This window comes from Stenotrophomonas sp. YJH_SMC_40 (assembly GCF_059368615.1).
Genome location: NZ_JCAFRX010000001.1, coordinates 138,761 through 162,969 on the forward strand (window position 1 = coordinate 138,761; position 24,209 = coordinate 162,969).

Sequence of the window (24,209 nt, forward strand, 5' to 3'; positions counted from 1 at the left end):
GGCGTCAGCGGTTCTGGAAGGCCGGCGGGCGGCGCTGCAGGAAGGCGCTGGTTCCCTCGCGCATGTCCTCGGTGGCGAACAGCAGGCCGAACTGTGCGCTTTCGTATTCCAACCCGGCTTCCAGGCTGCATTCGCCGCCCACGTGCACCGCATCGAGCAGGCCGCGCAGGGCCAGCGGCGCCGAGCGTGCCAGCTGCCGGGCGATGTCCTGCACGCGGTTGTCCAGCGCGTCGGCCGGTACCACCTCGTTGACGATCCCCAGTTCCAGCGCACGTGCGGCATTGATCGGTGCACCCAGCAGGCATAGCTCCAGGGTGGCGGCGCGGCCGCACAGGCGCAGCAGGCGCTGGCTGCCGCCGAAGCCGGGAATCAGCCCGAGATTGATTTCCGGTTGGCCGACTTTGGCGGTATCGGCGGCAATGCGCAGGTGGCAGGCCATGGCCAGTTCCAGGCCGCCGCCCAGGGCAAAACCGTTGACGCGGGCGATGACCGGTTTGGGCATGCGCTCGATCTGGCGCATCAGGGCCTGGCCCAGCAGCGAGAAATCACGTCCCTGAACCGCGCTGAGTGTGTTCATCTCGGCGATGTCAGCGCCAGCCACGAACGCCTTCGGGCCGGCACCGGTCAGCACCACCACGCGGATCTCCGGGTCTGCTGCGGCGGCGCTGAAGGCCTCGGCCAGGGCCTGCAGGGTCGCGGCGTTCAGGGCGTTGAGCTTGTCCGGGCGCTGGACGGTCACGGTGCGGATGGCGCCGTCGTCGGTGACAGCGATCAGGGCATCGGCCACGGGGAAACTCCTGGAACGTTAAAAAAAAGTGATATTGAACTCCGCGAACGCAGACGGGTCATAGCCTGCATCGTGAGTAGCGGTTACACGTTGCGCCCGTTATCCTAACCCGTCGCCTCAGGGCGGCGCAGAACGTCCCTGAGTTACCACCCCTGGAGAACTGTTTGATGAAGTTGCGTTCTATCGCGGTCGCCGTCGCGGCCCTGGCCCTGACGGGCAATGCCTTCGCCCAGGACGTCTCGTCCGAGAAGGGCAAGCTGAGCTACTACTTCGGTTACGACTACGGCAACAACCTGGCGGAGCTGACCGGTCGTGGTGAGCAGCTGGACATCAACTCGGTGGTGAAGGGCCTGCAGGATGCCTACGCCAAGAAGCAGCCGGCGATCACCGCCGAGCAGCTGAAGCCGGCCGTTGAAGCGTTCCAGAAGCGCGAGCAGGGCCGTGCCCAGGCTGCCAAGGCCGAGTACGAGAAGGCTGCTGCCGAAAACAAGACCAAGAGCGATCAGTTCATCGCGGCGAACAAGGCCAAGGCCGGCGTGCAGTCGCTGCCGAGCGGCGTCCAGTACCGCGTGATCGAAGCCGGCAAGGGTGCCAAGCCGACCCAGGCCAGCACCGTGCAGCTGGAAGTGGCCGGTCCGTTCCCGTACGGCCAGCGCCCGACCGAAGCCCGCCCGGCCCAGCAGATCCCGTCGATCAAGGTCAGCGAAGTCGAAATGAAGGCCATGCGCGAGACCCTGCTGCAGATGCCGGCCGGCTCGAAGTGGGAAGTCACCCTGCCGCCGGACCAGGCCTACGGTGCGGACCCGCGCACCCCGTTCCCGCCGAACGTGGCTGTGCAGTTCGAGATCAAGCTGGTCAGCGTCAAGTAAATCGAAGCAGTAAACCAAACGCGCCGGTGATTCCACCGGCGCGTTTTTGTTTGCGCAGTGCCTGACGGTACAGTCGACTGTCAGTCGACTGCTCTTGGGTCACATCGGGGAAACGCCCGCGCTGCGCGCGCTAGTCGACTGACAGTCGACTCTACCGTCCGACCGGCCCACCCGCGCAAATTCAGCCCGTTCGCGCTACTGTTGCCGGGTGCAAACAATGGAAGAAACGGCGCGTGTTGTCGCAAGTCCCTGCATCGGAGTGTGCACGCTGGATCCGCACCGGCAGTGCACCGGCTGCGGGCGTCATATCGATGAAATCGCACGGTGGTCGTCGATGAGCAACGACGAACGCAGTCGCATCCTGCATCGCGTGCAGCCGTTGCGGGCGCAACTCCAGCAATCACTGCGCGGCTCGCTGGCCGACCACGAACGTTTGATGCGCGCGCTGCATCCGTTGGCCGATCCGCCGGCCGGCGATGGCTGGAACCGCAGCGAACTGATCGATCTGCTGCCGCCCGGGCCTCCGGTGGAAGCGGCCGTGCTCGCGGGAATCGTGCCGCGCGCCAGTGGCGCGCAGGTGATCCTCACCCGTCGCACCGAAACCCTGCGCACGCACGGTGGCCAGGTCGGATTCCCCGGCGGCCGCACCGAGCCCGACGACCGCGACGCACTGGCGGCAGCATTGCGTGAGAGCCAGGAAGAAATCGCCTTGGCTCCGGGCCAGGTGCAGGCGCTGGGCTATCTCGATCCCTTCGTGACGATCACCGGCTATCGGGTCACCCCGGTGGTGGCGGTGGTCGATCCGGACTTCGTGCCGGTGCCGCAGCCCAGCGAAGTGGCCGAGGTGTTCGAGGTGCCGCTGGACTACCTGATGGCGGCGGACAACCTGCGCCAGGTCGAAATCAACCATCGCGGCCGCATCCGTCACGTCCTTGAGTACAGCTGGCCCGGCCAGCGCATCTGGGGCGCCACCGCGGCCATTCTCTACAACCTGCGTCGCCGCCTGGAGCAAGTGCAATGAACCCGAACGATCCGCCGTGGACCACCCTGGTCGATGTCGCCACCCTGGCCGCTGCGTTGGGCGAGGGCGTGCGCGTGGTCGACGCACGCGCCACCGCCAGCACCGCGGTGCGGGTGGTTGATGCGCGTTCCTCGCTGGCCGATCCGCAGGCAGGTAGCGGCCAGTACCTGGCAGGTCATATCCCGGGTGCGGTGTATGCCGATCTGAATCGTGACCTGTCCGATCTGTCGCGCGTCGGCCATGGTCGCCATCCGCTGCCGGACAGCGATGCCTTCGCCGCGAAGCTCGGCCAGTGGGGCATCGGTCCTGACACGCAGGTGGTGGTCTACGACGGCAGCGACGGCAGCATGGCCGCCTCGCGCCTGTGGTGGCTGCTGCGCCTGATCGGGCACAGCAAGGTGGCCGTGCTCGATGGTGGTATCGCCGCGTGGCAGGCCGCACGGCAACCTTTGGCGACGGGGCCGGATGAGGTGACCGCGCTGCCGGCTTACCCGGGCCGTTTCGACACCACCCAGATCGCCAATGCCGAGGAGATCAGCGCACGCCTGAAGCACGCGCCGGGCTGGCTGGTCGACGCACGCGCGGGCGAACGCTTCCGCGGCGAAGTCGAGCCGCTGGACCCGGTCGCCGGCCACGTACCCGGCGCGGTCAACCGTCCGTTTGCGTTGAACGTCGCCGACGGCCGGCTGCGCGATGCACAGGAACTGCGCGTCGAGCTGCAGGGTGTGATCGGCAACCGTGATCCGCAGCAGGTGGTGCTGATGTGCGGCTCCGGCGTGACCGCCTGCCACCTGCTGCTGGCGATGGAAAGCGCAGGCCTGAGCGGCGCACGCATCTACGCCGACTCCTGGAGCGGTTGGGTGAGCGACAGCAGCCGCCCGGTGGCGACCGGCGCCTGAGCGATCCGAGCAAAAAGCAGTCGAGCATGGCTCGACGCGACAAAGGCACCCTCCGATCGATTCGACCCCGTGCCGACCAACGGTCGGCACCCACCAACAGCGGCAGAAATCTGTCGAAGGCGGGGTGGGTCCGGTTGCGGGGGTGTCCGCGGCATGGATGCCGCGGCCAAGCCCCCATGGACGGGTTTACGGCGTCCCCCGCAACCGGCCCCACCCCGCCATCCCTCGGAATGCGAGCTCTTGACGTTGACGTTGCTTCTGCGGGGCAGGGCGCAGCCCTGCCGCTTACCCAACCGGCTGCAGTGGCACCTTCGCCAGCACCCGCGCCCACGGGAACAACGGCCCCGGATCACGCTTGCGCGCCACCATCAGCGTCGGGTCATCGCTGGCCGGCACCTGCTCCCGATCCAGCTGGTCATGCCCGGCAATTCGCTGCAGCGACGGATAGCGTGCCACCAGCGCCTGCAGCAGCTGCTCCAGCGCCTGCAACTGTGCTTCGGTGTACGGCTCGTCCATCGCCTGGTGGCGGCTGTCGAACCAGTGCGGGTAGCGCCCGGTATTGACCAGCTCGATGCCCAGCGTATGCGCGTTCATGCCGCGCACGTGGTGGGCCACCCGTTCCGGTGCCACGTACTGCACCACGCTGCCATCGCGGTCGATGTAGAAATGCCCGCTGTTGCCGGCACCACTGTCGTACAGCACACGCTCGCCGTACTCGCGGGCCATCGCCAGGTCGGGCAGCTCGGTGCAGTGGATCACCACCATCTCCAGCGTGGCCGGGTCGCGCAGTGGCAGGCGGTCTTCGTAGGGCAGGGGCTGCAGCTGCAGGCCGGGCAGGAGCGGGTTGGGCATCCGGCGATGCTAGCATTGCGGCATGAACCTGCCTTCCCTTTCCTTGTCGGCCCGTTCGTGCGGAGCGCACGCATGAGCCGCGGCCACTGCATCCTGTCCCACGGCTTCGAGAGCGGCCCGGAGGCGACCAAGGTCACCGCGCTGGCCGAGGTGGCACAGCGCCTGGGCTGGACCCACGAGCGCCCCGACTACACCGACCTGGACGCGATGAGCGAGGTCAGCCGGGTGGGCGACGTGCCGACCCGCCTGCGCCGCCTGGTCGAGCGCGCCGCCATCGCTGCCCGGCAGGGGCCGGTGGTGCTGGCCGGCTCCAGCCTGGGCGCCTACATCTCCGCCATCGCCTCGTTGCAGGTGCCGGTGGCCGGCCTGTTCCTGATGGTGCCGCCCACCACCATGGGCCCAATGCCGGCGCTGGATGCCGCCGCCGTGCCGACCACCGTGGTGCAGGCCTGGCATGACGATGTGGTCCCGGCCGCCGGGGTCATCGCCTGGGCGCAGGCGCGTTCGGCGCAGCTGCTGCTGGTCGACGACGGCCACCGCCTGGAACGCCACGTGGAGGCCTCCGCGCAGGCCTTCGAGCGCCTGTTGCGGCAACTGTGAAGCCCGGGCGCACGGCGCGCCCGCCCGCATTGACTACAATGGCAGCCCCGCCGCCCCTGGCGCGGGCCTGCCGGCCGTGCCTACGGCCCTCCTTTCCGACCGGCCCGGCCCCTGTGCCGCGCCCGACCACCTGCGAACCGATCCCGTGAAATTCTTCGTCTCCTGCGCCAAGGGCCTGGAATACCTGCTTGCCGATGAACTGTCGGCCCTGGGCCTTGGCAAGGCCACTGCCACCATTGCCGGCGTCAACGCCGAGGGCGAACTGGAGCAGGCGCTGCGGATCGTGATGTGGTCGCGCCTGGCCAGCCGCGTGCTGTGGCCGATCAACGAGTTCGAGTGCCCGGACGAGCAGGCCCTGTATGACGGCGTGCGTGCGCTGCCGTGGCACGAGCACATCAAGCCGGAGATGACCCTGGCGGTGGACGCACACGTGTCCGGCGACAAGATCACCCATGCCCGCTTCGCCGCGCAGCGGATCAAGGACGCCATCGTCGATCGCATGCGCGATGAAGGCCTGGAGCGTCCCTCGGTCAACACCGACCTGCCTGATGTGCGCGTCAACCTGTCGCTGCGCAAGGGCCGCGCCTCGCTGTCGATCGACCTCGGCGGTGGCCCGCTGCACCGCCGTGGCTGGCGCGGTGCTGCCCACGAGGCACCGCTGAAGGAGAACCTGGCCGCCGCGCTGCTGCTGCGCGCGCAGTGGCCGCGCCTGCACGCCGCCGGTGGCGGCCTGCTGGACCCGATGTGCGGCAGCGGCACGCTGCTGATCGAAGGCGCGCTGATGGCCGCCGACGTCGCCCCGGGCCTGATGCGCCACGGCAGCCTGCCGCCGAGCCGTTGGCTGGGCTTCGACAAGTCGGCCTGGAAGACTATCCAGAGCGAAGCGCGCGATCGCGAGGCCGCCGGCCTGGCCGCGCTGAAGCCGGTCATCCACGGCAGCGACATCGACCCGACCGCGATCCAGGCGGCACGCGAGAATGCCGAGGTCGCGGGCGTCGCCCACGCGATCCGTTTCACCCGTGCCGATGTGGCCGACCTGGCCGCGCCCGAACAGGAGATCGGTGCGGTGGTCTGCAACCCGCCCTACGACGAGCGCCTGGCTGCGGATCCGGCGCTGTACCGCGCATTGGGCAATGCCCTGCAGAAGGCGGTGCCGCAGTGGCGCGCCAGCCTGCTGTGCGGCAACGACGAACTGGCCTTCGCCACCGGCCTGCGCGCGGGCAAGAAGTACCAGATGTTCAATGGTGCGCTGGAATGTGCGCTGATCGTCTGCGACCCGATCGCCGTGCCGGGCCGTGATCCGGCACAGCCACGCGAGCTGAGCGAAGGCGCGCAGATGGTGGCCAACCGCCTGCGCAAGAACCTGAAGAAGTTCAAGAGCTGGCGTGCCCGCGAAGACATCACCTGCTTCCGCGCCTATGACGCTGACCTGCCGGAGTACGCGGCCGCCATCGACGTGTACGAGGAAGACGGCGGCAAGCGCCGTACCTTCCTGCACGTGCAGGAATACGCCGCACCGGCCGCGATTCCGGAGAACGACGTGCGCCGCCGCCGCAACGAGCTGCTGGCTGCCGCGCGCGAAGTGTTCGGCGTGTCGCCGGAACAGGTCTCGATGAAGTCGCGCGAGCGCGGCAAGGGCGGCAGCAAGTACGGCCGCTTCGAGCAGCGAGATGAATTCATCGTGGTGCGCGAGAACAACGCACTGCTGCAGGTGAACCTGTTCGACTACCTCGATACCGGCCTGTTCCTCGACCATCGCCCGCTGCGCCGGATGATGGCCGAGCAGGTGCGTGGCAAGCGTTTCCTCAACCTGTTCTGCTACACCGGCGTGGCCAGCGTGCAGGCCGCCGTGGCTGGTGCCGCCAGCACCACCAGCGTCGACCTGTCGGCCACTTACCTGCAGTGGTGCTACGACAACCTGGCGTTGAACGGGCAGGGCGGCAACCAGCACCTTCTGGTGCAGGCCGATGCGATGGCCTGGCTGGAAGGTGACCGTGGCCAGTACGACGTGATCTTCTGTGACCCGCCGACCTTCTCCAACTCCGCACGCGCCGATGACTTCGACGTGCAGCGCGAACAGCTGAAGCTGCTGCGTGCGGCGGTGGCGCGGCTGGCCCCGGGGGGCGTGCTGTACTTCTCGAACAACTTCCGCCGCTTCAAGCTGGAAGAAAACGCCATTGCCGAATTTGCCCAGTGCAGCGAGATCACCGCGCGCACCATCGGCCCGGACTTCGAACGCAACGCGCGCATCCATCGCGCGTGGGAGCTGAAGCGGTTGGGGTAACACGACGCCCGGGGTCGGATCCCCTGCGCGAAGCGCAGGGGCTCTGACCCCATCTGGATCTACGTACCAGGGGTCAGAGCCCTTGCGCTTCGCGAAAGGGATCCGACCCCGGTGGCCCGGTTACAGCAACGCCACCAGTAGCCCGGCCACGGGCAGCGCGACCGCCAGCGGTGCGATCCATTTCGGTCGGTACGGATACAACCCGAACGACAGCGCCACGCCGCCTACAGTCATCGTGCCCAGCCACAGCACCGGGCCGATCGCCCAGCCGTGGTCGGCCACGCACAGTGCGAACGCTACCGCCAGCAGTGCCCAGCCCAGTACCCGCCACTGCGTGCGCCGTGCCGGGGGGGCTGCAGCCTTGCCGTGCAGATCGTGCTGGTGCTTTTCCATCGCCAGCGACAGCGCAGTAAACGCAGAGAACGACAGGGTCAGCGCCAGCAGCATCATGCGCTGGCCTCCGCTTCGGCCGCTTCTGCAGTGTTCACCGATGCCTTCGGCGCAGCCGCAGCGGCCGCACGCTTCTTCTTCTCGGCCGCACTCAGCGGTGGCGTCCAGCGCTGCATGCGCCAACCGCACAGCGCCAGCATCGCGCCGAACGCGATCATCGACAGATCGAAGCCAGCCAATACCCAGTCGCCGTTGCGCAGGGTGTTGCCCAGGTGCGCATGCGTGGTCAGCGCATTGACCACCGGTACCAGTGCGAACGCGGCCGCGCCCAGGTAGAGCTGCCACGCCCACATCATCCGCTTCGGCCAGATGAAGGCGGCCAGCAGCGCGCCGGCCCAGGCGTAGAAGAACACGTTGGCCTCCGCACTCGAGCGCTCGGCGATGTCCAGCGGCAGCAGGCGGTTGCCCCAGAAATAGGCGGCGAAGGCGATCGGCAGGCCGGCCACGGTGCCGATGTTCAGCGCATCGACCAGGCGCAGGCCGAAGCCGGTGCGGCCGCTCTTGGCATGCTTCGGGCGTTCCTTCACCGCCCACAGCACCACACCGCTGGCGACCATCAGGCAGCCGACCAGGCCGGACAGGAAGAACAGTGCACGCAGGCCCCAGTCGGCGAAGCGGGCCAGGTGCAGGCCATACAGCACGCCACGGGTCGCGGTAGCTCCGCCCGACGGTGGCGTCTCTTCCAGCAGCGCACCGCTGACCATGTCGTAGCGCACGGCCGGGGTGTCGGTGGACAGGCGCTTGCCGTCACGCTGGCGGATGTCGATCACCGCATTGGCCGCGCCCGGGTTGGATACGGTGAAGCCGGCCACTTCCATGCCGTGCCAGTGTGCACGTGCGCTGTCCAACAGCTGTGCGATCGGCAGCGGCGCGGCGCGGCCTTCGGCCGGTGCGGTCACCTCCGGCATGCCACCGAAGGCCTCGAAGAAGAACTGGTCCTCGTCCTGCGGGTAGGCCACCTTCACCCCCCACGGCAGGTACATGATCATCAACGTCACAATGCCGGTGTAGGTGATCATCGCGTGGTAGGGCAGGGCCATCACCGCGCTGACGTTGTGGAAATCAAGCCAGGAACGCAGGCCCTTGTCCTTGCGGAAGGTGAAGAAGTCCTTGAAGATTTTCTTGTGGGTGATGACGCCGGTGATGATCGCCACCAGCATGAACATCGCGCAGAAGCCGACCAGATAGCGTGCCCACAGCACCGGGATGTAGTGCAGGTCGAAGTGCAGGCGGTAGAAGAAGTCGCCGCCGCGGGTCTCGCGCGCCTTCAATGCCTGGCCGGTGTTGGGGTCCAGCGTGGCGTCGCCGAAGCCACCGCGGCGGCCACGGCTGGGATCGGCCAGTTCCGGCGGCAACCGCCAGAACATCTGCATGGCCGGGTTGCGCGGCTGCGGCAGTGTGACGAACCAGTTTTCGGCCTGCGCGGCGTTGGCCTGCAGGTAGTCCACCGCGCGCTGTGCGGCGACGTCGATGCTGACGTTGCTGGACGGCAGTTCCGGACGCATCCAGCGGCTGATTTCCTCGCGGTAGTAGCTGGCCGTGCCAGCCATGAAGATCAGCAGCAGCAACCAGCCAACCAGCAGCCCGGTCCAGGTGTGCAGCCAGGCCATCGACTGGCGGAATCCGTTCTTCATGCCCAGGCCCCCATCAGGCGCGCAATGGCGGCCATCAGCAGCGCGGGCGCGAGGATGCCGACCCAGGCGCGCAGCGCGCTGCGGGTGGCGAAGGCCCACAGTGCCGCACAGGCGGCGACCAGGATGGCCAGCAGCATGCCGGTCAGCACGGTCTGGCCACGTGCGCCGGGCAGGGCCACGGCGCAGAACACGCTGGTCACCGAAGCCAGCGCGTAACCGCCGAAGATCGCGGCCAACGAGCGTGACAGCACGCCCCAGCGCGGGTTGGAAAAGAAGGTGCGGGGGCTGGCGGTTGCGGGCGAGCGGTCCACGGCATTCCTGCAGGTAGGAGAGGGGATGGAACGCGTCCGCGGCCCCCTTGCGCCCTGCGCATGTCGCCCAGCGTGTCCCATCGACAAAGCACGGCCCGCGCAGACGGGCAGTCCAGAGGTCGGGGATGTACACGGGCGATGGGTGCGTCTTCCGCACCCGATTGGCTAAGCGTACAACCGATCAGTAAATGATAGGCATTCGCATTTTATGAATCAAGCGTGATGACCCGAGGGGCGGGTTGAGGCCTAGAACCTGAACACCACTGTCGCCGCATGCAGCAGCAGGCCGATCAGGCCACCCACCAGGGTGCCGTTGAACCGGATGAACTGCAGGTCGCGGCCCACGCTCAGTTCCAGCTGTTCCACCAGATGGCGCTCGTCCCAGCCCTTCACGGTCTGCGCGATATGCGTGGTCACGCCTTCGCGCAGGCGGCCGGTCAGGCGTTGCGCGCCTTCCAGCAGGTGCTGGTTGAGGGCCTCGCGCAGCGCCGGGTCGGCCTGCAGGCTGGCACCGAGCGAACCCAGGCTGCGTTGCAGGTGGCCGACCAGCGCCGAGTCCTCGCGCTGCAGGTCCGCGCGCAGGCTGGCATGGATGCGCGCCCACAGCCCCTGCACGTAGTCCTGCAAGGCCGGGTGGTCGATCATTTCCTGCTTGAGCTGTTCGATGCGTTCGGCCAGGGCCGGGTCCTCGCGCAGGCGCTGCACGTAGTTCTGCAGCCAGCTCTCGTAATCCTGGCGCAGCGGATGCTGCGGCTCGGCCAGTACCTGCTGCAGCTCTTCCAGTACCGCGCGGGCCAGGCGCTCGGCCAGGCTGTCGCCGATCTCGTCAATCGGCTTGACCCAGTTCACCGTGCTCGACAGCGTCGGCCATTCGCGCTGGATGTAACGCACGATCAGCTGCGAGGCGCGTTCTTTCACCTCGGGCTGCTCGAGCCAGCGGCCCAGCCGCTGCAGGCCTTCGTCCAGCACGCGTTGATGGCGACCATCGGCGGTCAGCAGGGCCAGCAGCTCACCGGCAGTGGCAGCGGCATTCCACTGCCGCAACTGCTGCACAACGAAGCCGTGCAGCTGCCGGCGCACGGCGGTTTCGTCGAAGAAATCCAGTGCCTGCAGCGCCCAGCCGCGGGCCATGTCGGCCAGCATGCGCGAGCGTGCCGGGTCGGCCAGCCAGCTGCCGAGGCGGCTGGCCGGATCGAACACCTGCAGCTTGGCCAGCAGCACGCCCGGCTCCAGGAACTGGTCGCGCACGAACAGCGCAAGGCTGTCGCCGATGCGTTCCTTGCTGCGCGGGATGATCGCGGTGTGCGGGATCGGCAGGCCCATCGGCCGCCGGAACAGCGCGACCACGGCGAACCAATCGGCCAGTGCGCCCACGGCTGCGGCCTCGCAGAACGCCGAAACCCAGGCCCAGATGCCGCGCTCGCCCTGCCAGTGGCTGACCGCGAAACCGGCCAGCATCAACAGCAGCAGGCCCAGCGCGAGGGCTTTCAGGCGCCGCAGCTGAGCGCGGCGCGGATCGTTGGCAGACGTCATGCCGGAAGTCTAACCGGCACGGCATGAGCATCTGGTAGTGCCGGCCGCTGGCCGGCATCCTCAACGCACCCGATACGTTCATGGCGTTGCCGGCCAGCGGCCGGCACTACCCCTTGGTTCAGAGCGCTTCCAGTTGCTTGCGCAGCGCGGCCAGTTGCGCGCGCAGGGTGTCGTTCTCGCGGGTCAGCGCGACCACCCGACGGCGCAGCGCCGGTGCGTCCTCGCCCAGCTGCTCCAGCGCCGACAGCACCTCGGCATCGCGGCTGGCGATCTCGTCCTCATTTGCCTCCTCGAAATCCATCCCGGCTGCTTCCGGCTTCGGCGCACGCGGCTTGCGCTTGGACTCGCGCACGCGCTTGGCGGCCTGCTTCAGCTCGTCCTTGCCACCGGCGGCGGCGGCGCGCTGCTCTTCTTCCGGCAGGTCAGCCACGGCGGCGGCGGCGCTGATCGAGATCACGCCGGCCTTGACCGCTTCCACCACCTCGGCCGCGGCCTGGGCGTGGATGCGCTCGATCATGCCAACCTGGCTGGTGCTCAGCTTGGCTTCGCGGGCCAGCTCGGCGCGGCTGATCTTCGGCGCCGGTTCCCACGGCGGGCTGTCTTCACCGGCCTCATCGGTGACGTCGGCAGTGCCATCGCTCTCGCGCTGCAGCTGCGCCTGCTCGATCTGCTTGCGGGCGGCCAGGATGTCGCGCTTGCGCAGCGCCAGCACGCCGCGCTGGAAGTCGGACACGCTGCGACGGCCCAGGTGCTGCTCGATCATCCACAGGTGCACGTCTTCCATGCTCTGGAAGCGGGTGTTCTGTACGGTGTTGAAGGGCAGGCCATGCTTCTGGCAGATGCCGAAGCGATTGTGGCCGTCGACCAGTACGTTGCCCCACAGGACCAGCGCGTCACGACAGCCCTCGGCCAGGATGCTGCGCTCCAGCGCGTCATGTTCGTCCGCAGTCAGCGGGTCGATATAGGCCTTGAGTTCTTCTTTGACGACGATATCCATGGGCACGGCAGCGAGCAGGAGCGGAACCGCCCATTGTACCCGCTCGCCGCCACCGGCCAGGGCTCAGGCAGTGGCCCGGATCATCTCGCCCAGCGTGCCGGTGATCTGGTCGATCTGCGCCTTGTCCACGATCAGCGGGGGCGACAGCGCGATGATGTCACCGGTACAGCGCACCAGCAGCCCGCCGTCGTGGAAGCAGCGCCGATAGACCTCGTAGCCCCGGCTGCCCGGCGCATCGCGGCGAGGCGCCAGCTCGACCGCGCCGACCAGGCCGAAGTTGCGGATGTCGATCACGTTGGGGAGGCCCTGCAGCGCATGCAGCCGTTCCTGCCAGTACTCGCCCAGCTCGATGGCGCGCTCGAAAAGGCGCTCCTCGGCGTAGACCTCCAGCGTGGCCAGTGCGGCCGCGCAGGCCAGCGGATGCCCCGAACAGGTATAGCCATGGAACAGCTCGATGGCCTGTGGCGGTGCCTGCATCAGGGTTGCATGCACGGCGTCGCTGGCCAGCACGCCGCCCAGCGGCACTGCGCCGTTGCTGACCGCCTTGGCGAAGGTCAGCAGGTCGGGGGTGACCCCGAAACGCTGTGCGGCGAATGGCATGCCGACCCTGCCGAAACCGGTGATGACCTCGTCGAACACCAGCAGGATGCCGTGGTGGTCGCACAGCTCGCGCAGGCGCTGCAGGTAGCCCGGCGCCGGCAGAATCACCCCGGCGGAACCGGCAATGGGTTCGACGAAGACCGCCGCGATGGTTGAGGCGTCATGCAGTGCGATCAGTCGTTCCAGGTCATCGGCCAGCTCGGCGCCCTGGCGCGGCAGGCCTTTGCTGAACGCATTGCGCTGCAGGTCCAGGGTGTGGCGCAGGTAGTCCACGCCGCCCAGCTGCAGGCCGAACGCCCTGCGGTTGTTGGGCAAGCCGCCCAGCGCCATGCCGCCGAAGCCCACGCCGTGGTAGGCCTTCTCGCGGCTGATGAAACGCGTGCGCTGGCCCTCGCCACGCTGGCGGTGGTAGGCCAGCACGATCTTCATCGCGGTATCCACCGCCTCCGAGCCGGAGCTGGTGAAGAACACATGGTTCAGTGGCGTCGGCGCCAATGCGGCCAGTCGCTGCGCCAGCGCGAAGGCCGGCGGTGAGCCCATCTGGAAGGCCGGCGAGTAGTCGAGCGTGCGTGCCTGCTCGACGATGGCCTCGACGATGCGTGGGCGGGCATGGCCCGCGTTGCAGCACCAGAGGCCGGCGGTGCCATCGAGGATCTGGCGACCGTCGACGTCCTCGTAGTGCATGCCTTCGGCGCGTACCAGCATGCGCGGCGCGGCCTTGAACTGGCGGTTGGCGGTGAACGGCATCCAGTACGCCTCCAATGACTCCGGGCGTTGGGTAGCCAGATCGTGCAGGTCGCTCGCGGAACGCTTCATGCCAGCTCCATCGGGTCCGATGGGGGAAATGTAGCGCAGCCACGTCACGGCGGAGTCGCGGCCGCGCCGGTATAACCGGGGAAACTGTTCCGAGGAGCCCGACATGGCCGACTTTCCCGACCGCAGCCACTGGCAGGTGCTGGCCCAGCAGCTTTCGATACCCGCACAGGCCTTCATTGATGGTCGTTACACCGATGCTGCCAGCGGCGCGCGCTTCGACTGCATCAGCCCGATTGATGGGCGCGTGCTGGGGGTGGTCGCCGACTGCGATGCAGAGGACGTGGAGCGCGCAGTGCGGTCGGCGCGGCGTGCCTTCGATGCGGGCCACTGGTCAGAGGCCAGCCCGGCCCATCGCAAGCGGGTGTTGCTGGCCTTGGCGGCATTGGTGGAAAAGCACGCTGATGAGTTGGCCCTGCTGGAAACCCTGGACATGGGCAAGCCGGTGCGCGACGCACGCCGTATCGACCTGCCCGGCGTGGTGCGCTGCCTGCGCTGGACCGCCGAAGCGGTGGACAAGCTGTACGGCGAAGTCGCACCGACTGGCCCACACGAGCTGGGCCTGGTCACGCGCGAGCCAGCCGGCGTGGTCGCAGCGATCGTGCCATGGAACTTTCCGTTGCTGATGGCCTGCTGGAAGATCGCGCCTGCGCTGGCCATGGGCAATTCGGTGGTGCTCAAGCCTTCCGAGCGGTCGCCCTTGAGTGCGTTGCGATTGGCCGCGCTGGCCGCTGAGGCGGGCCTGCCGGACGGCGTGCTGAACGTATTGCCAGGCCACGGTACGCGCGTCGGTGAACCGTTGGCGCTGCACATGGATGTGGACGTGCTGGCCTTCACCGGTTCCACCGCCACCGGCGCGAAGCTGCTGGAGCATGCGGGACAGTCCAACCTCAAGCGGGTCTGGCTGGAATGCGGTGGCAAAAGCCCGCACCTGGTGTTCGCCGACGCACCGGACCTGGACGCAGCGGCCAAGGCCGTGGCGCAGGGCATCTTCTTCAACCAGGGCGAAGTCTGCACCGCCGGCTCGCGGCTGCTGGTGCAGCGCTCGATCCGTGAGGACTTCGTGCACCAGGTGATTGCCTACGGCCAGCATATGCAGCCGCAGCATCCACTGGAGGCCGATGCACCGATGGGCGCGCTGGTCGATGCCGAGCACGTGGACAAGGTGCTGGCCGATATCGCACGGGCCGAAGGCGAGGGCGCCCGCCTGCTGCTCGGCGGCCATCGGGCCGAGGTGGAGGCCGGCGGCTGCTATGTGCAGCCCACGGTGTTCGACCAGGTGCGTCCGGACCACGCGTTGGCACGCGAGGAGGTGTTCGGCCCGGTGCTGGCGGTACTTGGTTTCGAGGATGAAGCGGAGGCAGTGCGCGTGGCCAATGACAGCCGCTATGGGTTGGCGGCGGGCCTGTGGACACGCGACCTCGGCCGCGCCCATCGTGTCGCACGCCAGCTGCGCGCCGGCAGCGTGTGGGTGAACGGCTGGGATGGTGGCGACATGACCGCACCGTTCGGTGGCTACAAGCAGTCCGGCAATGGGCGCGACAAGTCACTGCATGCGTTCGACAAGTACAGCGAGATCAAGGCCACCTGGATCCAGCTGTAACGACGTGGCTGCTTGACCGCTGTTCGTTCTTTGTAGCGTCGAGCCCTGCTCGACTGCTTCTCGCGAAGAGCAGTCGAGCCTTGCTCGACTCTACAGAAAGCAGACAGCCGTCGAGCTACCGGCAGCGGGCACTCACCTGCAGCACTGCCGCACGCAGCATGTCGCGGTCGGCTTCTTCGACCGCGTTCTGGAAATAGTCCATGTCCTGTTTACCCAGTTCGCACGGGTCGACGATGTATCCCGGCGGCCAAAGCCCCAGCAGTTGCGCCACGCCATGCACGATCTGCTCGGGGCTCATCTGCCGACGGATCCGGAAGTAATTGCGGCGAGGCCCGAACGCAGGATGGACCTCGCGCCGACCGATCAGGCGCGGCGCCACGCCAGCTGCGCTGATGCCGTCACCACCGTCGATGCTGCCCGCAGGCAGGCTCAGGATCAGTGGCGCCACTGCAGCCACGTTCCCCGGGGCAGGCAGGGCGCTCTCTGCCTGTGCAACCGGAGCAGGGCGGGGCATCATCGATGCGGCCGGACGCGTCATCTTTGCGGAGGGCAAGGCGGGCTGTTGAGGTACCGGCGCCGGCGGTTCCGGTGGCAGCCAATGCAGCGAGATCCGCGGGCCCTCACCGCTGCGCAGTTCGATCCGGCCGCTGTCCAGCAGCCACAGAGCGAGCCCGCCATGCACCAGCAGTACCACCAGCCACGCCGCCATCCGCGGCAGCTTCGGCAAATCGGAGCATGACAACGCAACTGCAGCCATGGGCAAGGCATCCATGCAGGGACCGGTGGCGCAGCCTAGCCGGCGGCCGGAAAAATTCCGTTGGCATCGGTGTCGGCTGAAACCATCGTCCCGTGCGGCCATCGGCCCGTGGCAGAATCGGGCGATCCGCCGTTACCCGTGTTGCCGATGTCGACGATCACTGCTGCCGCGCCGCCCGTGAATTCCCCCCGTCGTGTCCTGCTGGCCAGCCTGATCGGCACCACCATCGAATTCTTCGATTTCTATATCTACGCCACGGCCGCGGTGCTGGTGTTCCCGCACCTGTTCTTTCCGGACAGCAGTGAGCAGGCGGCCCTGCTGCAGTCACTGGCGACCTTCGCGGTGGCGTTCATCGCGCGTCCGGTCGGCTCGGCGGTGTTCGGCCATTTCGGCGACCGCATCGGTCGCAAGGCCACCCTCGTCGCCGCGCTGCTGACCATGGGCCTGTCCACGGTGCTGATCGGCCTGCTGCCGACCCATGCGCAGATCGGGCTGTGGGCGCCGGCGCTGCTGGCGCTGTGCCGTTTCGGCCAGGGCCTGGGGTTGGGCGGCGAGTGGGGTGGGGCGGTGCTGCTGGCCACCGAGAATGCGCCGCCGGGCAAGCGCGCCTGGTACGGCATGTTCCCGCAGCTGGGCGCACCGCTCGGCTTCCTGCTGTCGGCCGGCATCTTCCTCGTGCTCGGCCGCTGCCTGAGCCAGAACGACTTCCTGCAGTGGGGCTGGCGCATTCCGTTCGTGGCCAGCGCACTGCTGGTCGGCCTTGGCCTGTGGGTGCGCCTGAACATCCACGAGACGCCGGACTTCAAGAAGGCGCTGGAGCGCAAGGCGCCGGTGCGGTTGCCGATGTGGACGGTACTGCGTGACCACCCGGTACCGATGCTGCTCGGCACGCTGGGCGCCTTCGCCACCTTCGTGCTGTTCTACCTGATGACGGTGTTCAGCCTTGGTCATGGCACCGCGGTGCTGGGCTACAGCCGCGAGCAGTTCCTGCTGATGCAGATGGCCGGCATGCTGTTCTTCGCGCTGGGCATCCCGCTGTCGGCGCGCTATGGCGACCGTTGGGGCACGCGGCGCACGATGATTGTCGCCAGCGTACTGATCGTCGGCTTCGGCGTACTGTTCGCACCGTTGTTCCAGCCGCACAGCCCGTGGCTGGTCACCGCCTTCCTGTGCCTGGGCCTGTTCCTGATGGGGCTGACCTACGGCCCCTGCGGCACCTTCCTGGCCGAGATCTACCCGGTGGAAGTGCGCTACACCGGTGCTTCGCTGTCATTCAACCTGGCCGGCATCCTTGGTGCGGCACCGGCGCCGTACCTGGCCACCTGGCTGGCCGAGCGCTTCGGCCTGGTTGCGGTGGGTTATTACCTGTGCCTGACCGCGGTGGCCACCCTGTGCGCGCTGGTGGCACTGCACCGGCGCGCGCTGCGGCTCAACCAAAGAAGCGCTTGAGCGTGCGACCCAGCCAGCCGCCGCCCTGGTGTTCGCGGGCGAACTGGTTCAGGTGCGCCTTGACCTGTTCGGCATAGGCCTGGTCGTCGCCACGGATGTGGTTGAACAGCCAGCGCGAGAGCATGGTGCGCAGCTCGTCACTGATGTCTTCGCCGGCCTGGAAGCGCATGCGGTACTCCGAGACACGCTTGATGAAGACCTCATGCACGCGTTTGTGCGCGGCACAGAACGGGTAGCCCGCTTCCTCCATCAGCTCTTCCTCGAACGCGAAGTGCGACATGGTGTAGTCCACCACCTCGTCGATCACTTCACCCACTGCGGCACGCTGCATGCTGGCCTGGGCCACGTGCAGGTGGTTGAGCATTTCGATGATGCGGCGGTGTTGTTGGTCGATCACATCGATGCCGATGTTCAGATCGTCCTGCCAGACCAGTAGTGCCATCCCCGGCTCCCCTTCATGCGTATGTCGGGGCCGACTGTAGAGCCGCCCGGCGCGGGCGGCGTTGATCTGGATCAAAGCGTACCGGTCAGGGCAGCGCCGGCTCGCGTGGGCGCAGCGGGCTGGCGACCGTGGTGCAGCTGACCCGGTTGCGGCCACCGGCCTTGGCCAGGTACAGCTGGCGGTCGGCTTCGGAGATCAGCCGGTGCAGTGCATCGCGCTGCGGGCGCAGGCAGCACAGCCCGATGCTGACCGTCATGCGCAGCGTGGCGGTGCCGATGTCCACCTCCAGCGCGGCGATGCGCTGGCGCAGCTCCTCGAAGTACAGCAGCGCCTCGTCCTGCTCCATGTCCGGCACCAGCAGGCAGAATTCCTCGCCGCCGAAGCGCGCGATCAGGTCGTGGCTGCGTGCATGCGTGGCCACCGCGCCGGCCACCGCGCGCAGCGCATCGTCGCCGGCTTCGTGGCCATGGGTGTCATTGATGTGCTTGAAGTGGTCGATGTCGATCATCGCCACCGCCACGCACTGGCCGTGCAGCTGCAGCTGCGGCAGCTGGCGCTGGCTCTGCTCCAGGAAGCAGCGGCGGTTGGGCAGGCCGGTGAGGAAATCGCGGGTGGCCAGGTCCTGCAGGGTGCCGATCAGCTCCAGTTGGTCCACATTCTGCGAGACCCGGCAGAAGAATTCCTCGCGCGAGAACGGCTTGCGCAGGAAATCGTTGGCGCCGTTCTTCAGGAAGCGCGGAATCAACGATGCATCGGTATTGCCGGAGATGCCGATCACCGCCACCTTGTCGCGCGAGCGCAGGGTGCGCAGGCGGCGGGTGAACTCCACGCCCTGCATGCCCGGCATTTCCTGGTCGACCACGGCGAGGCGGATCGCCGGATACGCCTCGATCGCGGCCAGGCCTTCGTTGCCATCGGCCGCTTCGTGCACCTCATGGCCGTACATGCGCAGCAAGGCTGCGGCGTAACCGCGCGCGGACGGTGAGTCGTCCACCACCAGCGCGGCGATGCGCCGGTTGCGCTCCAGTCGCTGCACCAGCCACACCAGGTAATCGATGCTGCCGGGAGTGTTCTTCAGCACGTAGTCGATGATCTGCTGCTGCAGCACGCGCTTGCGCAGGTCCTCGTCGTAGACGCCGCTGACCACCACGGTGGGCAGGTCGCGCTTGAGGAAGAACTCGACCACCGCGTCGCGGTCGCCATCGGCCAGGACCAGCCCGGTCAGTACCAGGAACCAGCCGCCACCTTCGCTCAGCAGGCGGTCGGCCTCGGCCAGGGTGGAGGCGATCACCACCGGCAGTTCCAGGCGCTGCTCGATGGCCTCGCGCAGCATGCCGGTGAAGGCGCGGGAGTTTTCGACCAGCAGGATCCGCTGCGGCAGCGGATCGGCCAGGTCGCCATCGACGGCGGCCTGCGGCAGGACGGGCATGATGCGGTGGCTCACGAGGGAGGGGCTCGGCACGGATAACGGCGGTTTCGAGTGTAACTTTAGCGGCGAACGTTGCGCGCCGGGCCAGATTCCGCGTCAGGCCGCCGCTGGCGACGCGTGGGTGATCGGTTCATGCAGGACCAGCCGCAGCCGATTGCCGCGGCAGTGGACCGTTCCGCCGTAGGCAAGCATCCGTCCGGCCAGGCGCTCGACGGCCTGTTGGGTGGTACGCGTGGAAAGCGGGCGACCACGGTCGAGCAGGCTCACCACGGCAACAATGCCGCGATGCTTGCCTGCCCGACCGCTTCGGGCGCGCACGCAGACCTGCCCGGTTTCCAGTTCCAGCAGAAGTGAAACCGCCTCGATCAGCGAGCGATAGATGGCCAGTTGCAGATCCACGGTCAGCAGGCAGGGATTGCCCGCCAGCCTGGGTGGAATGACGCGATGCGTGTTGTTCCAGATTTCGCATGCACCGCCGGCTTGCAGCGCGATGTAGAGCCCGACCTGCTCCAGTCCGGTGGGATAGACCAGGCTGGCCTGTTCGCGAAACAGCCGTGAATGTACCGACGACGCGTGCTGCAGGCTGTTTGCGACCGCATGGTGGCCTTGGGACTTCAGCCAGCTGACCATCTCGCTGAGCGAATTGTCCATGCCCTCGCCCAGGTGCTTCAGGTGGACGGCCCGTTCACGCAGCTCACGCTCGCTGGTCTGAAGCGAGCCGCGTGCCAGGCGCAGCGTGGTTGCCTCGGCCAGGCCGCGGGACCGGGCGCGCTGATGGTGATAGCTGATGCTGGAACCGAGTGCCAGCAGTGCGACACTCATCACCGCCATGTTCTGTTGGGTGGCGAACGTGCCCAGGTCGAACGAGGAAGGCAGGCCAGTGCTGGGCGTTGCGCCGTGCAGGGGGAGGTTCAACAACGGAATCGCGATGGCTGCGCCGCGCCACCCGTGCATGAAGGTCAGGGCGATGGCGGGCAGGGCGGCCAGCAGCACCATGTGTGTCCGCGTCGTGTGGGCGTCGGCGCGTGTCAATTGCATGCACAGGCCCAGCACCAGCATCACCAGGATCGCCGAGGCGGTAGGGGCGACGAAACGGTCTGTCCAACCGGGGTCGGCCTGCCGCTGCGACCAGAGGAATGCCAACGGTACCAGGGTGATGATGGCGGCGAAGTGGCCAAAGATCGTCCGGTCGACCGCGTCCAGCAGGTTGCTGGGTGGTGGGTTCGACCATAGGACATATGAAATGCCCAGGTTGAGGCCCGGCACGAACAACGCTGTGCAGAACGACAGCGACAGCAGCCACAGACCGGTGGCTGCTTCGGACGGCATTCTCATCCGATGCAGGTAGACCACCAGCATCGCCATCGGCATCAGCAGCGTCGAAGCCAGGATGACCCAATCCAGGCCATAGGTGTCGATCATGGGGATGCGCAGCGTTGCAAAGTACGCGTACTCGCCCAGCAGCAGGTAGGGCCACAGGCGGGTCGGGACGATCAGCAGTGCCGCTGCGCGGATGCCCGCCGGCAGGAAGAACTGATCCAGCGAGAGCTGACGCGAGCCGAGGCAGCTCAGTGCATAGACGGCCGCGAGTGCGATGCCGGCTGGCCGGATACGGAAGCTCAGTTCAACTGCCTTCTTGAATCGGTCCAAACCCGAGCCTCCCTTGCTCGTGACATGGCAGCGGCCGTGCGGGTTGCTTGAACGCGCCATGACGCGCCATTGGATGACAGTATCGATGGAAGCAGGGGGGCGCAATTGCACGCCGGCGCCAGATCCTGACGGGGTGGGTTCGGCGCCGACCAAAGATCACTTTCGCGCAATGATCTGCAGCTCCTTTCACCGGGATAGTCAGATCGCGGCCCGGGGGGCGCCAGCGTCCATGGAGCGTGTGCTTTCCCTCAAGGCTTCAGCAGCGCCTGCCTGGCGGGGAGCGTCCCGTGCTTCGGTCAACACCATCCTGAGCCTGTTGCCACTCAGGTCCATGTAGCCAGCGTGTGCGAGCACTCGGCCCAGCAGCTGCTCGTTTGCCAGCGCCTTTGCACGGCTTCCCAGTGATGCGTGGCGGTCCAGAAGAGCCACGCAGATGAAGGCACCACGCTTCCGGAAGGAGCTTCCGCAGCGGATACTGACCGAGATCTGTCCACACTCGCACTTCAATAGAAGCGAGACCGCATCGACCACGAGTCGATAGGCAGCAAGCTGCAGGCCGACCCCGAGTGCGCAGGGGTCACCCTTCAACCTCGGCTGGCCGATGCGATGCGTAGCATTCCATGCCTCGCGCACCCCGCCAGCCTGCAACGCCACGTACAGGCCCAGCTGTTCCAGGGCGGCGGGATAGATCATGCTGGCCTGGGCCCGGAACAGGCGCGAATGCACCTCCGAGGTATGCCGCAGGCTGTCGGCCACGGCGTGATGACCCTGCGCATGCAGCCAGTTCACCATTTCGTTCAGCGACAGGTCCATGCCATCGCCCAGCTGGCGCAGATGGGCCGCGCGCTCACGCAGGTCCATCTCGCTGGCCAGGTGTGAGTTCCGCGCAAGCTGCAGGGCCGCTCTGCCATCTTCCTCGCGCAGCCGGTGCTGGTTCTGGAAGTGGGTGATGCGAGCGCCCAGCAACAGCAGGGCGATGCTGGCGATGGCCATGGCCTGCTGGGTAGCGAAGGTAGCCGGGTCGAATGCCGTCGGATGGTCGGCGGGGGTGCTGAGGCCAAGAATCATGTTAACGGCGGCGACACCGATGGCCGCACCGCGCCATCCCAGCAGGCAGGTCAGGGCGATCGCGGGAATAGGCAGGATCAACAGCAGCTGCAGCGAGCCGGGGGCCGTGATCGAGGCCGGTACCGGCGTCGCCTGCAGGCCAATGACCAGCATGGCGCCGAGTGCTGCGACCGTGGCCGCGACAGACCCGGTTGTCCATTTTTCCTCGGCGCGGCGGATCCACAGCAATGCCAGGGGTGCCAGGATCAGGATGCCGGTGAAGTCGCCCAGCGCATAGCGCAATACGTTGGTGATGAATGACGCGTTCTGCAACGGCTCCCAGAGCAGGTACGAGATTCCCAGGTTGAGCAGACTGATGACCGTCGCGGCGCATACCGCAATGGAGATCACGCCGACGATCGTGGTGCGTGCCAGCAGTTTCCGGTGCAGGCGCACGATCAGCATCACGGCAGGCATCAGGAACACCGAGGCCAGGATTACCCAGGTCAGGTTGTATTTGCTGATCAGGGGGATGCGCAGATGCGCGAAGTAGGCGTATTCACCCATCAGCAGGTAGGGCCAAAGACGGGGCGGGCACAGCAACAGCGCGGCCACCCGCACGCCGGCAGGCAGGAAGAACTGGTCCAGTGACAGCTTGCGCGCACCCCAGCAGGCGAGGGCATAGAGCAGCGCCAGCGCCAGCCCTTCTGGGCTGACCCGTATCCTCAACAGCAGGCCGTCCTTCCACCACTGCATCCACGTGCTCCCCAGCTCCTGCGCCGATTATGTGGCTGGGAAGGGCCCCGCTACCACAACGCATCCCGCAGCTTGTACCACGACATCGCCGCCACCAGCAGGGGCGTGCGCAGCAGCCGACCGCCGGGGAAGGGCGCATGCCGCAGGCGCTGGAACACGTCCAGGCGCTCGCTCTGGCCGGCGATGGCGGCGGCGATCACCTCGCCGGCCAGTCCGGCGGCGGCCACCCCATGGCCGGAGAATCCCTGCGCGAAGTACAGGTTGCCGTCCAGCCGGCCCCAATGCGGGGCACGGTTGCGGGTGATGTCCACGTAGCCACCCCAGACCTGGTCCAGCACCACGTCGGCCAGCTGCGGGAAGACGTCGTGCATGCGTCGCTGCATCACCCCGCGCAGGCCGGGCGGGGGCAGTGCCGAGTAGCTGGCGCGGCCGCCGAACAGCAGGCGGTGGTCGTGGCTGAGGCGGAAGTAGTCCAGTGCCCAGGCGGTGTCGGCCACGGCCATGTTGTTGCCGATCAGGGCGCGGGCACGTTCTGCGCCCAGTGGCTCACTGGCACCGATATAGGTGCCCACCGGCATGATCCGCCGTTCCAGCTCGGGCAGCAGGCCCTGCAGCCAGGCATTGCCGGCCACCACCAGATGCGTGGCGCACACGCTGCCCTGGGCAGTGTGCAGGCTCGGCCGTGGCCCGCGCTGGATGCGCACGACGGGCGAATCCTCGTGGATGACCACACCTGCCGCGCGCGCTGCATCGGCCAGACCGCGTGCATACGCCAGCGGGTGCAGGTGTGCGCTGAGCGGGTCGAACATCGCGGCGCGGTAGCGCGGGCTGTCCAGCTGCGCGCGCAGAGCGTCACGGCTCCACCACTGCATGGGGTAGTCGTAGTGGCGTTGCAGGTGCTCGCAGTTGGCGTGCAGGTCACGCTCGTGGCGTTCACGGATGGCCACGCTGGCGTGGCCTTCAACCCAATGGCAGTCGATGCGGTGGCGATCGATGCGCGTGCGCATCGCCTGCACCGCGTCGCGCGACCAGTCGAACAGGTGGCGTGCATCATCACGACCCAGCTGACGCTCCAGTTCGTCCACCTCGCAGCCGTAGCCGACCAGCGCCTGGCCACCATTGCGGCCGGACGCGCCCCAACCGATCCGCTGCGCCTCCAGCACCACCACGCGCTGGCCACGTGAGGCCAGTTCCAGGGCCGCGGTCAGGCCGGTGTAGCCCGCACCAAGCACGGCGACATCGGCCTGAACCTCGCCCCGCAGCTGGGGCAGCGCGGGTGGTTCGGGCAGGCTGGCGGCATACCAGCTGGGCGGGAACGCGGCACTCACCGCAGGCCTCGCGGGCGCAGTGCGGTGGAGGAGAGCGGGGGAGGACGATCAGCATTCACCCGAGTAGTTTCGCCGATGCGTGACAGCCATGGTGTGAC

General features: G+C 67.6%; 21 protein-coding genes. 7 read left to right on the plus strand and 14 right to left on the minus strand.

Translation table 11 applies throughout. The annotated features are described in order from the left end of the window. Positions 1-4: 4 nt before the first annotated feature. Entirely contained in the window at positions 5-787 is a 783-nt protein-coding gene (locus AC5P6X_RS00605; RefSeq protein WP_012479639.1) for an enoyl-CoA hydratase/isomerase family protein, read from the minus strand. A gap of 167 nt (positions 788-954) precedes the next feature. Here AC5P6X_RS00605 and AC5P6X_RS00610 point away from each other — a divergent pair, with 167 nt between their 5' ends. From AC5P6X_RS00610 to AC5P6X_RS00620, 3 genes are all read left to right on the plus strand, one after another. Beyond that, positions 955-1,656, plus strand: a complete 702-nt coding sequence (locus tag AC5P6X_RS00610; RefSeq protein WP_005408797.1) for an FKBP-type peptidyl-prolyl cis-trans isomerase — start codon at positions 955-957, stop codon at positions 1,654-1,656. 217 nt (positions 1,657-1,873) lie between these two features. After that, the gene (locus AC5P6X_RS00615) at positions 1,874-2,677 is read left to right on the plus strand and encodes a CoA pyrophosphatase (protein ID WP_024957875.1); all 804 of its coding nucleotides are present in this window, start codon (positions 1,874-1,876) and stop codon (positions 2,675-2,677) included. Next, complete coding sequence (locus tag AC5P6X_RS00620) at positions 2,674-3,576, plus strand: sulfurtransferase (RefSeq protein WP_123958376.1); 903 nt, start codon at positions 2,674-2,676, stop codon at positions 3,574-3,576. The genes AC5P6X_RS00615 and AC5P6X_RS00620 overlap by 4 nt, the downstream gene beginning before the upstream one ends. A 285-nt stretch (positions 3,577-3,861) precedes the next feature. Here the strand turns inward: AC5P6X_RS00620 and AC5P6X_RS00625 are convergent, their stop codons facing one another. Beyond that, entirely contained in the window at positions 3,862-4,428 is a 567-nt protein-coding gene (locus AC5P6X_RS00625) for an N-acetylmuramoyl-L-alanine amidase (protein ID WP_329755857.1), read from the minus strand. Between the two features lie 72 nt (positions 4,429-4,500). On the opposite strand from AC5P6X_RS00625, the gene AC5P6X_RS00630 reads away from it, so the two are divergent. Continuing rightward, complete coding sequence (locus AC5P6X_RS00630) at positions 4,501-5,028, plus strand: alpha/beta hydrolase (protein ID WP_024958728.1); 528 nt, start codon at positions 4,501-4,503, stop codon at positions 5,026-5,028. 145 nt (positions 5,029-5,173) lie between these two features. Then, entirely contained in the window at positions 5,174-7,312 is a 2,139-nt protein-coding gene (gene rlmKL, locus AC5P6X_RS00635; RefSeq protein WP_495215284.1) for a bifunctional 23S rRNA (guanine(2069)-N(7))-methyltransferase RlmK/23S rRNA (guanine(2445)-N(2))-methyltransferase RlmL, read from the plus strand. A 120-nt stretch (positions 7,313-7,432) separates the two neighbouring features. Here rlmKL and AC5P6X_RS00640 read toward each other — a convergent pair whose 3' ends face one another. The 6 genes from AC5P6X_RS00640 to aptA form a co-directional block, all read right to left on the minus strand. Then, positions 7,433-7,762 carry a DUF3325 domain-containing protein gene (locus AC5P6X_RS00640; RefSeq protein ID WP_049451318.1) on the minus strand — a complete coding sequence of 110 codons (330 nt, stop codon included), beginning with the start codon at positions 7,760-7,762 and terminating at the stop codon, positions 7,433-7,435. After that, positions 7,759-9,396, minus strand: a complete 1,638-nt coding sequence (locus tag AC5P6X_RS00645) for a PepSY-associated TM helix domain-containing protein (protein WP_049451319.1) — start codon at positions 9,394-9,396, stop codon at positions 7,759-7,761. The genes AC5P6X_RS00640 and AC5P6X_RS00645 overlap by 4 nt, the downstream gene beginning before the upstream one ends. Beyond that, complete coding sequence (locus AC5P6X_RS00650) at positions 9,393-9,707, minus strand: DUF3649 domain-containing protein (RefSeq protein WP_033834719.1); 315 nt, start codon at positions 9,705-9,707, stop codon at positions 9,393-9,395. Before AC5P6X_RS00650 ends, AC5P6X_RS00645 begins: the two co-directional genes overlap by 4 nt. A 246-nt stretch (positions 9,708-9,953) precedes the next feature. Continuing rightward, entirely contained in the window at positions 9,954-11,240 is a 1,287-nt protein-coding gene (locus tag AC5P6X_RS00655) for a DUF445 domain-containing protein (RefSeq protein ID WP_024958724.1), read from the minus strand. Positions 11,241-11,358: 118 nt separating this feature from the next. Beyond that, positions 11,359-12,237, minus strand: coding sequence for a ParB N-terminal domain-containing protein (locus AC5P6X_RS00660; protein WP_329755854.1), 879 nt, complete (start codon positions 12,235-12,237; stop codon positions 11,359-11,361). A gap of 63 nt (positions 12,238-12,300) precedes the next feature. Continuing rightward, the gene (gene aptA, locus AC5P6X_RS00665) at positions 12,301-13,653 is read right to left on the minus strand and encodes an omega-aminotransferase AptA (protein ID WP_049451321.1); all 1,353 of its coding nucleotides are present in this window, start codon (positions 13,651-13,653) and stop codon (positions 12,301-12,303) included. Positions 13,654-13,756: 103 nt separating this feature from the next. Here aptA and AC5P6X_RS00670 point away from each other — a divergent pair, with 103 nt between their 5' ends. Then, positions 13,757-15,253, plus strand: coding sequence for an aldehyde dehydrogenase (locus AC5P6X_RS00670; RefSeq protein ID WP_099605694.1), 1,497 nt, complete (start codon positions 13,757-13,759; stop codon positions 15,251-15,253). A gap of 115 nt (positions 15,254-15,368) precedes the next feature. Here AC5P6X_RS00670 and AC5P6X_RS00675 read toward each other — a convergent pair whose 3' ends face one another. Continuing rightward, positions 15,369-16,010 carry a hypothetical protein gene (locus AC5P6X_RS00675; protein ID WP_495215335.1) on the minus strand — a complete coding sequence of 214 codons (642 nt, stop codon included), beginning with the start codon at positions 16,008-16,010 and terminating at the stop codon, positions 15,369-15,371. Positions 16,011-16,166: 156 nt separating this feature from the next. Here AC5P6X_RS00675 and AC5P6X_RS00680 point away from each other — a divergent pair, with 156 nt between their 5' ends. After that, positions 16,167-17,459, plus strand: a complete 1,293-nt coding sequence (locus tag AC5P6X_RS00680; protein WP_174842179.1) for an MFS transporter — start codon at positions 16,167-16,169, stop codon at positions 17,457-17,459. Here the strand turns inward: AC5P6X_RS00680 and AC5P6X_RS00685 are convergent. The 5 genes from AC5P6X_RS00685 to AC5P6X_RS00705 all read right to left on the minus strand — a co-directional run bounded on the left by AC5P6X_RS00685 (position 17,440) and on the right by AC5P6X_RS00705 (position 24,111). Beyond that, entirely contained in the window at positions 17,440-17,901 is a 462-nt protein-coding gene (locus AC5P6X_RS00685) for a bacteriohemerythrin (RefSeq protein ID WP_004151683.1), read from the minus strand. The two genes, AC5P6X_RS00680 and AC5P6X_RS00685, sit on opposite strands and share 20 nt — an antisense overlap. 85 nt (positions 17,902-17,986) lie before the next feature. Further along, entirely contained in the window at positions 17,987-19,330 is a 1,344-nt protein-coding gene (locus AC5P6X_RS00690) for a diguanylate cyclase (protein ID WP_088436324.1), read from the minus strand. A 96-nt stretch (positions 19,331-19,426) separates the two neighbouring features. After that, positions 19,427-20,980 (minus strand): MASE1 domain-containing protein, encoded by a 1,554-nt coding sequence (locus AC5P6X_RS00695; RefSeq protein ID WP_088436325.1) that lies wholly within the window; start codon positions 20,978-20,980, stop codon positions 19,427-19,429. Positions 20,981-21,178: 198 nt separating this feature from the next. After that, the gene (locus AC5P6X_RS00700; protein ID WP_049451325.1) at positions 21,179-22,783 is read right to left on the minus strand and encodes an MASE1 domain-containing protein; all 1,605 of its coding nucleotides are present in this window, start codon (positions 22,781-22,783) and stop codon (positions 21,179-21,181) included. Between the two features lie 50 nt (positions 22,784-22,833). Beyond that, the gene (locus AC5P6X_RS00705) at positions 22,834-24,111 is read right to left on the minus strand and encodes an NAD(P)/FAD-dependent oxidoreductase (RefSeq protein WP_049451326.1); all 1,278 of its coding nucleotides are present in this window, start codon (positions 24,109-24,111) and stop codon (positions 22,834-22,836) included. Positions 24,112-24,209: the final 98 nt, after the last annotated feature.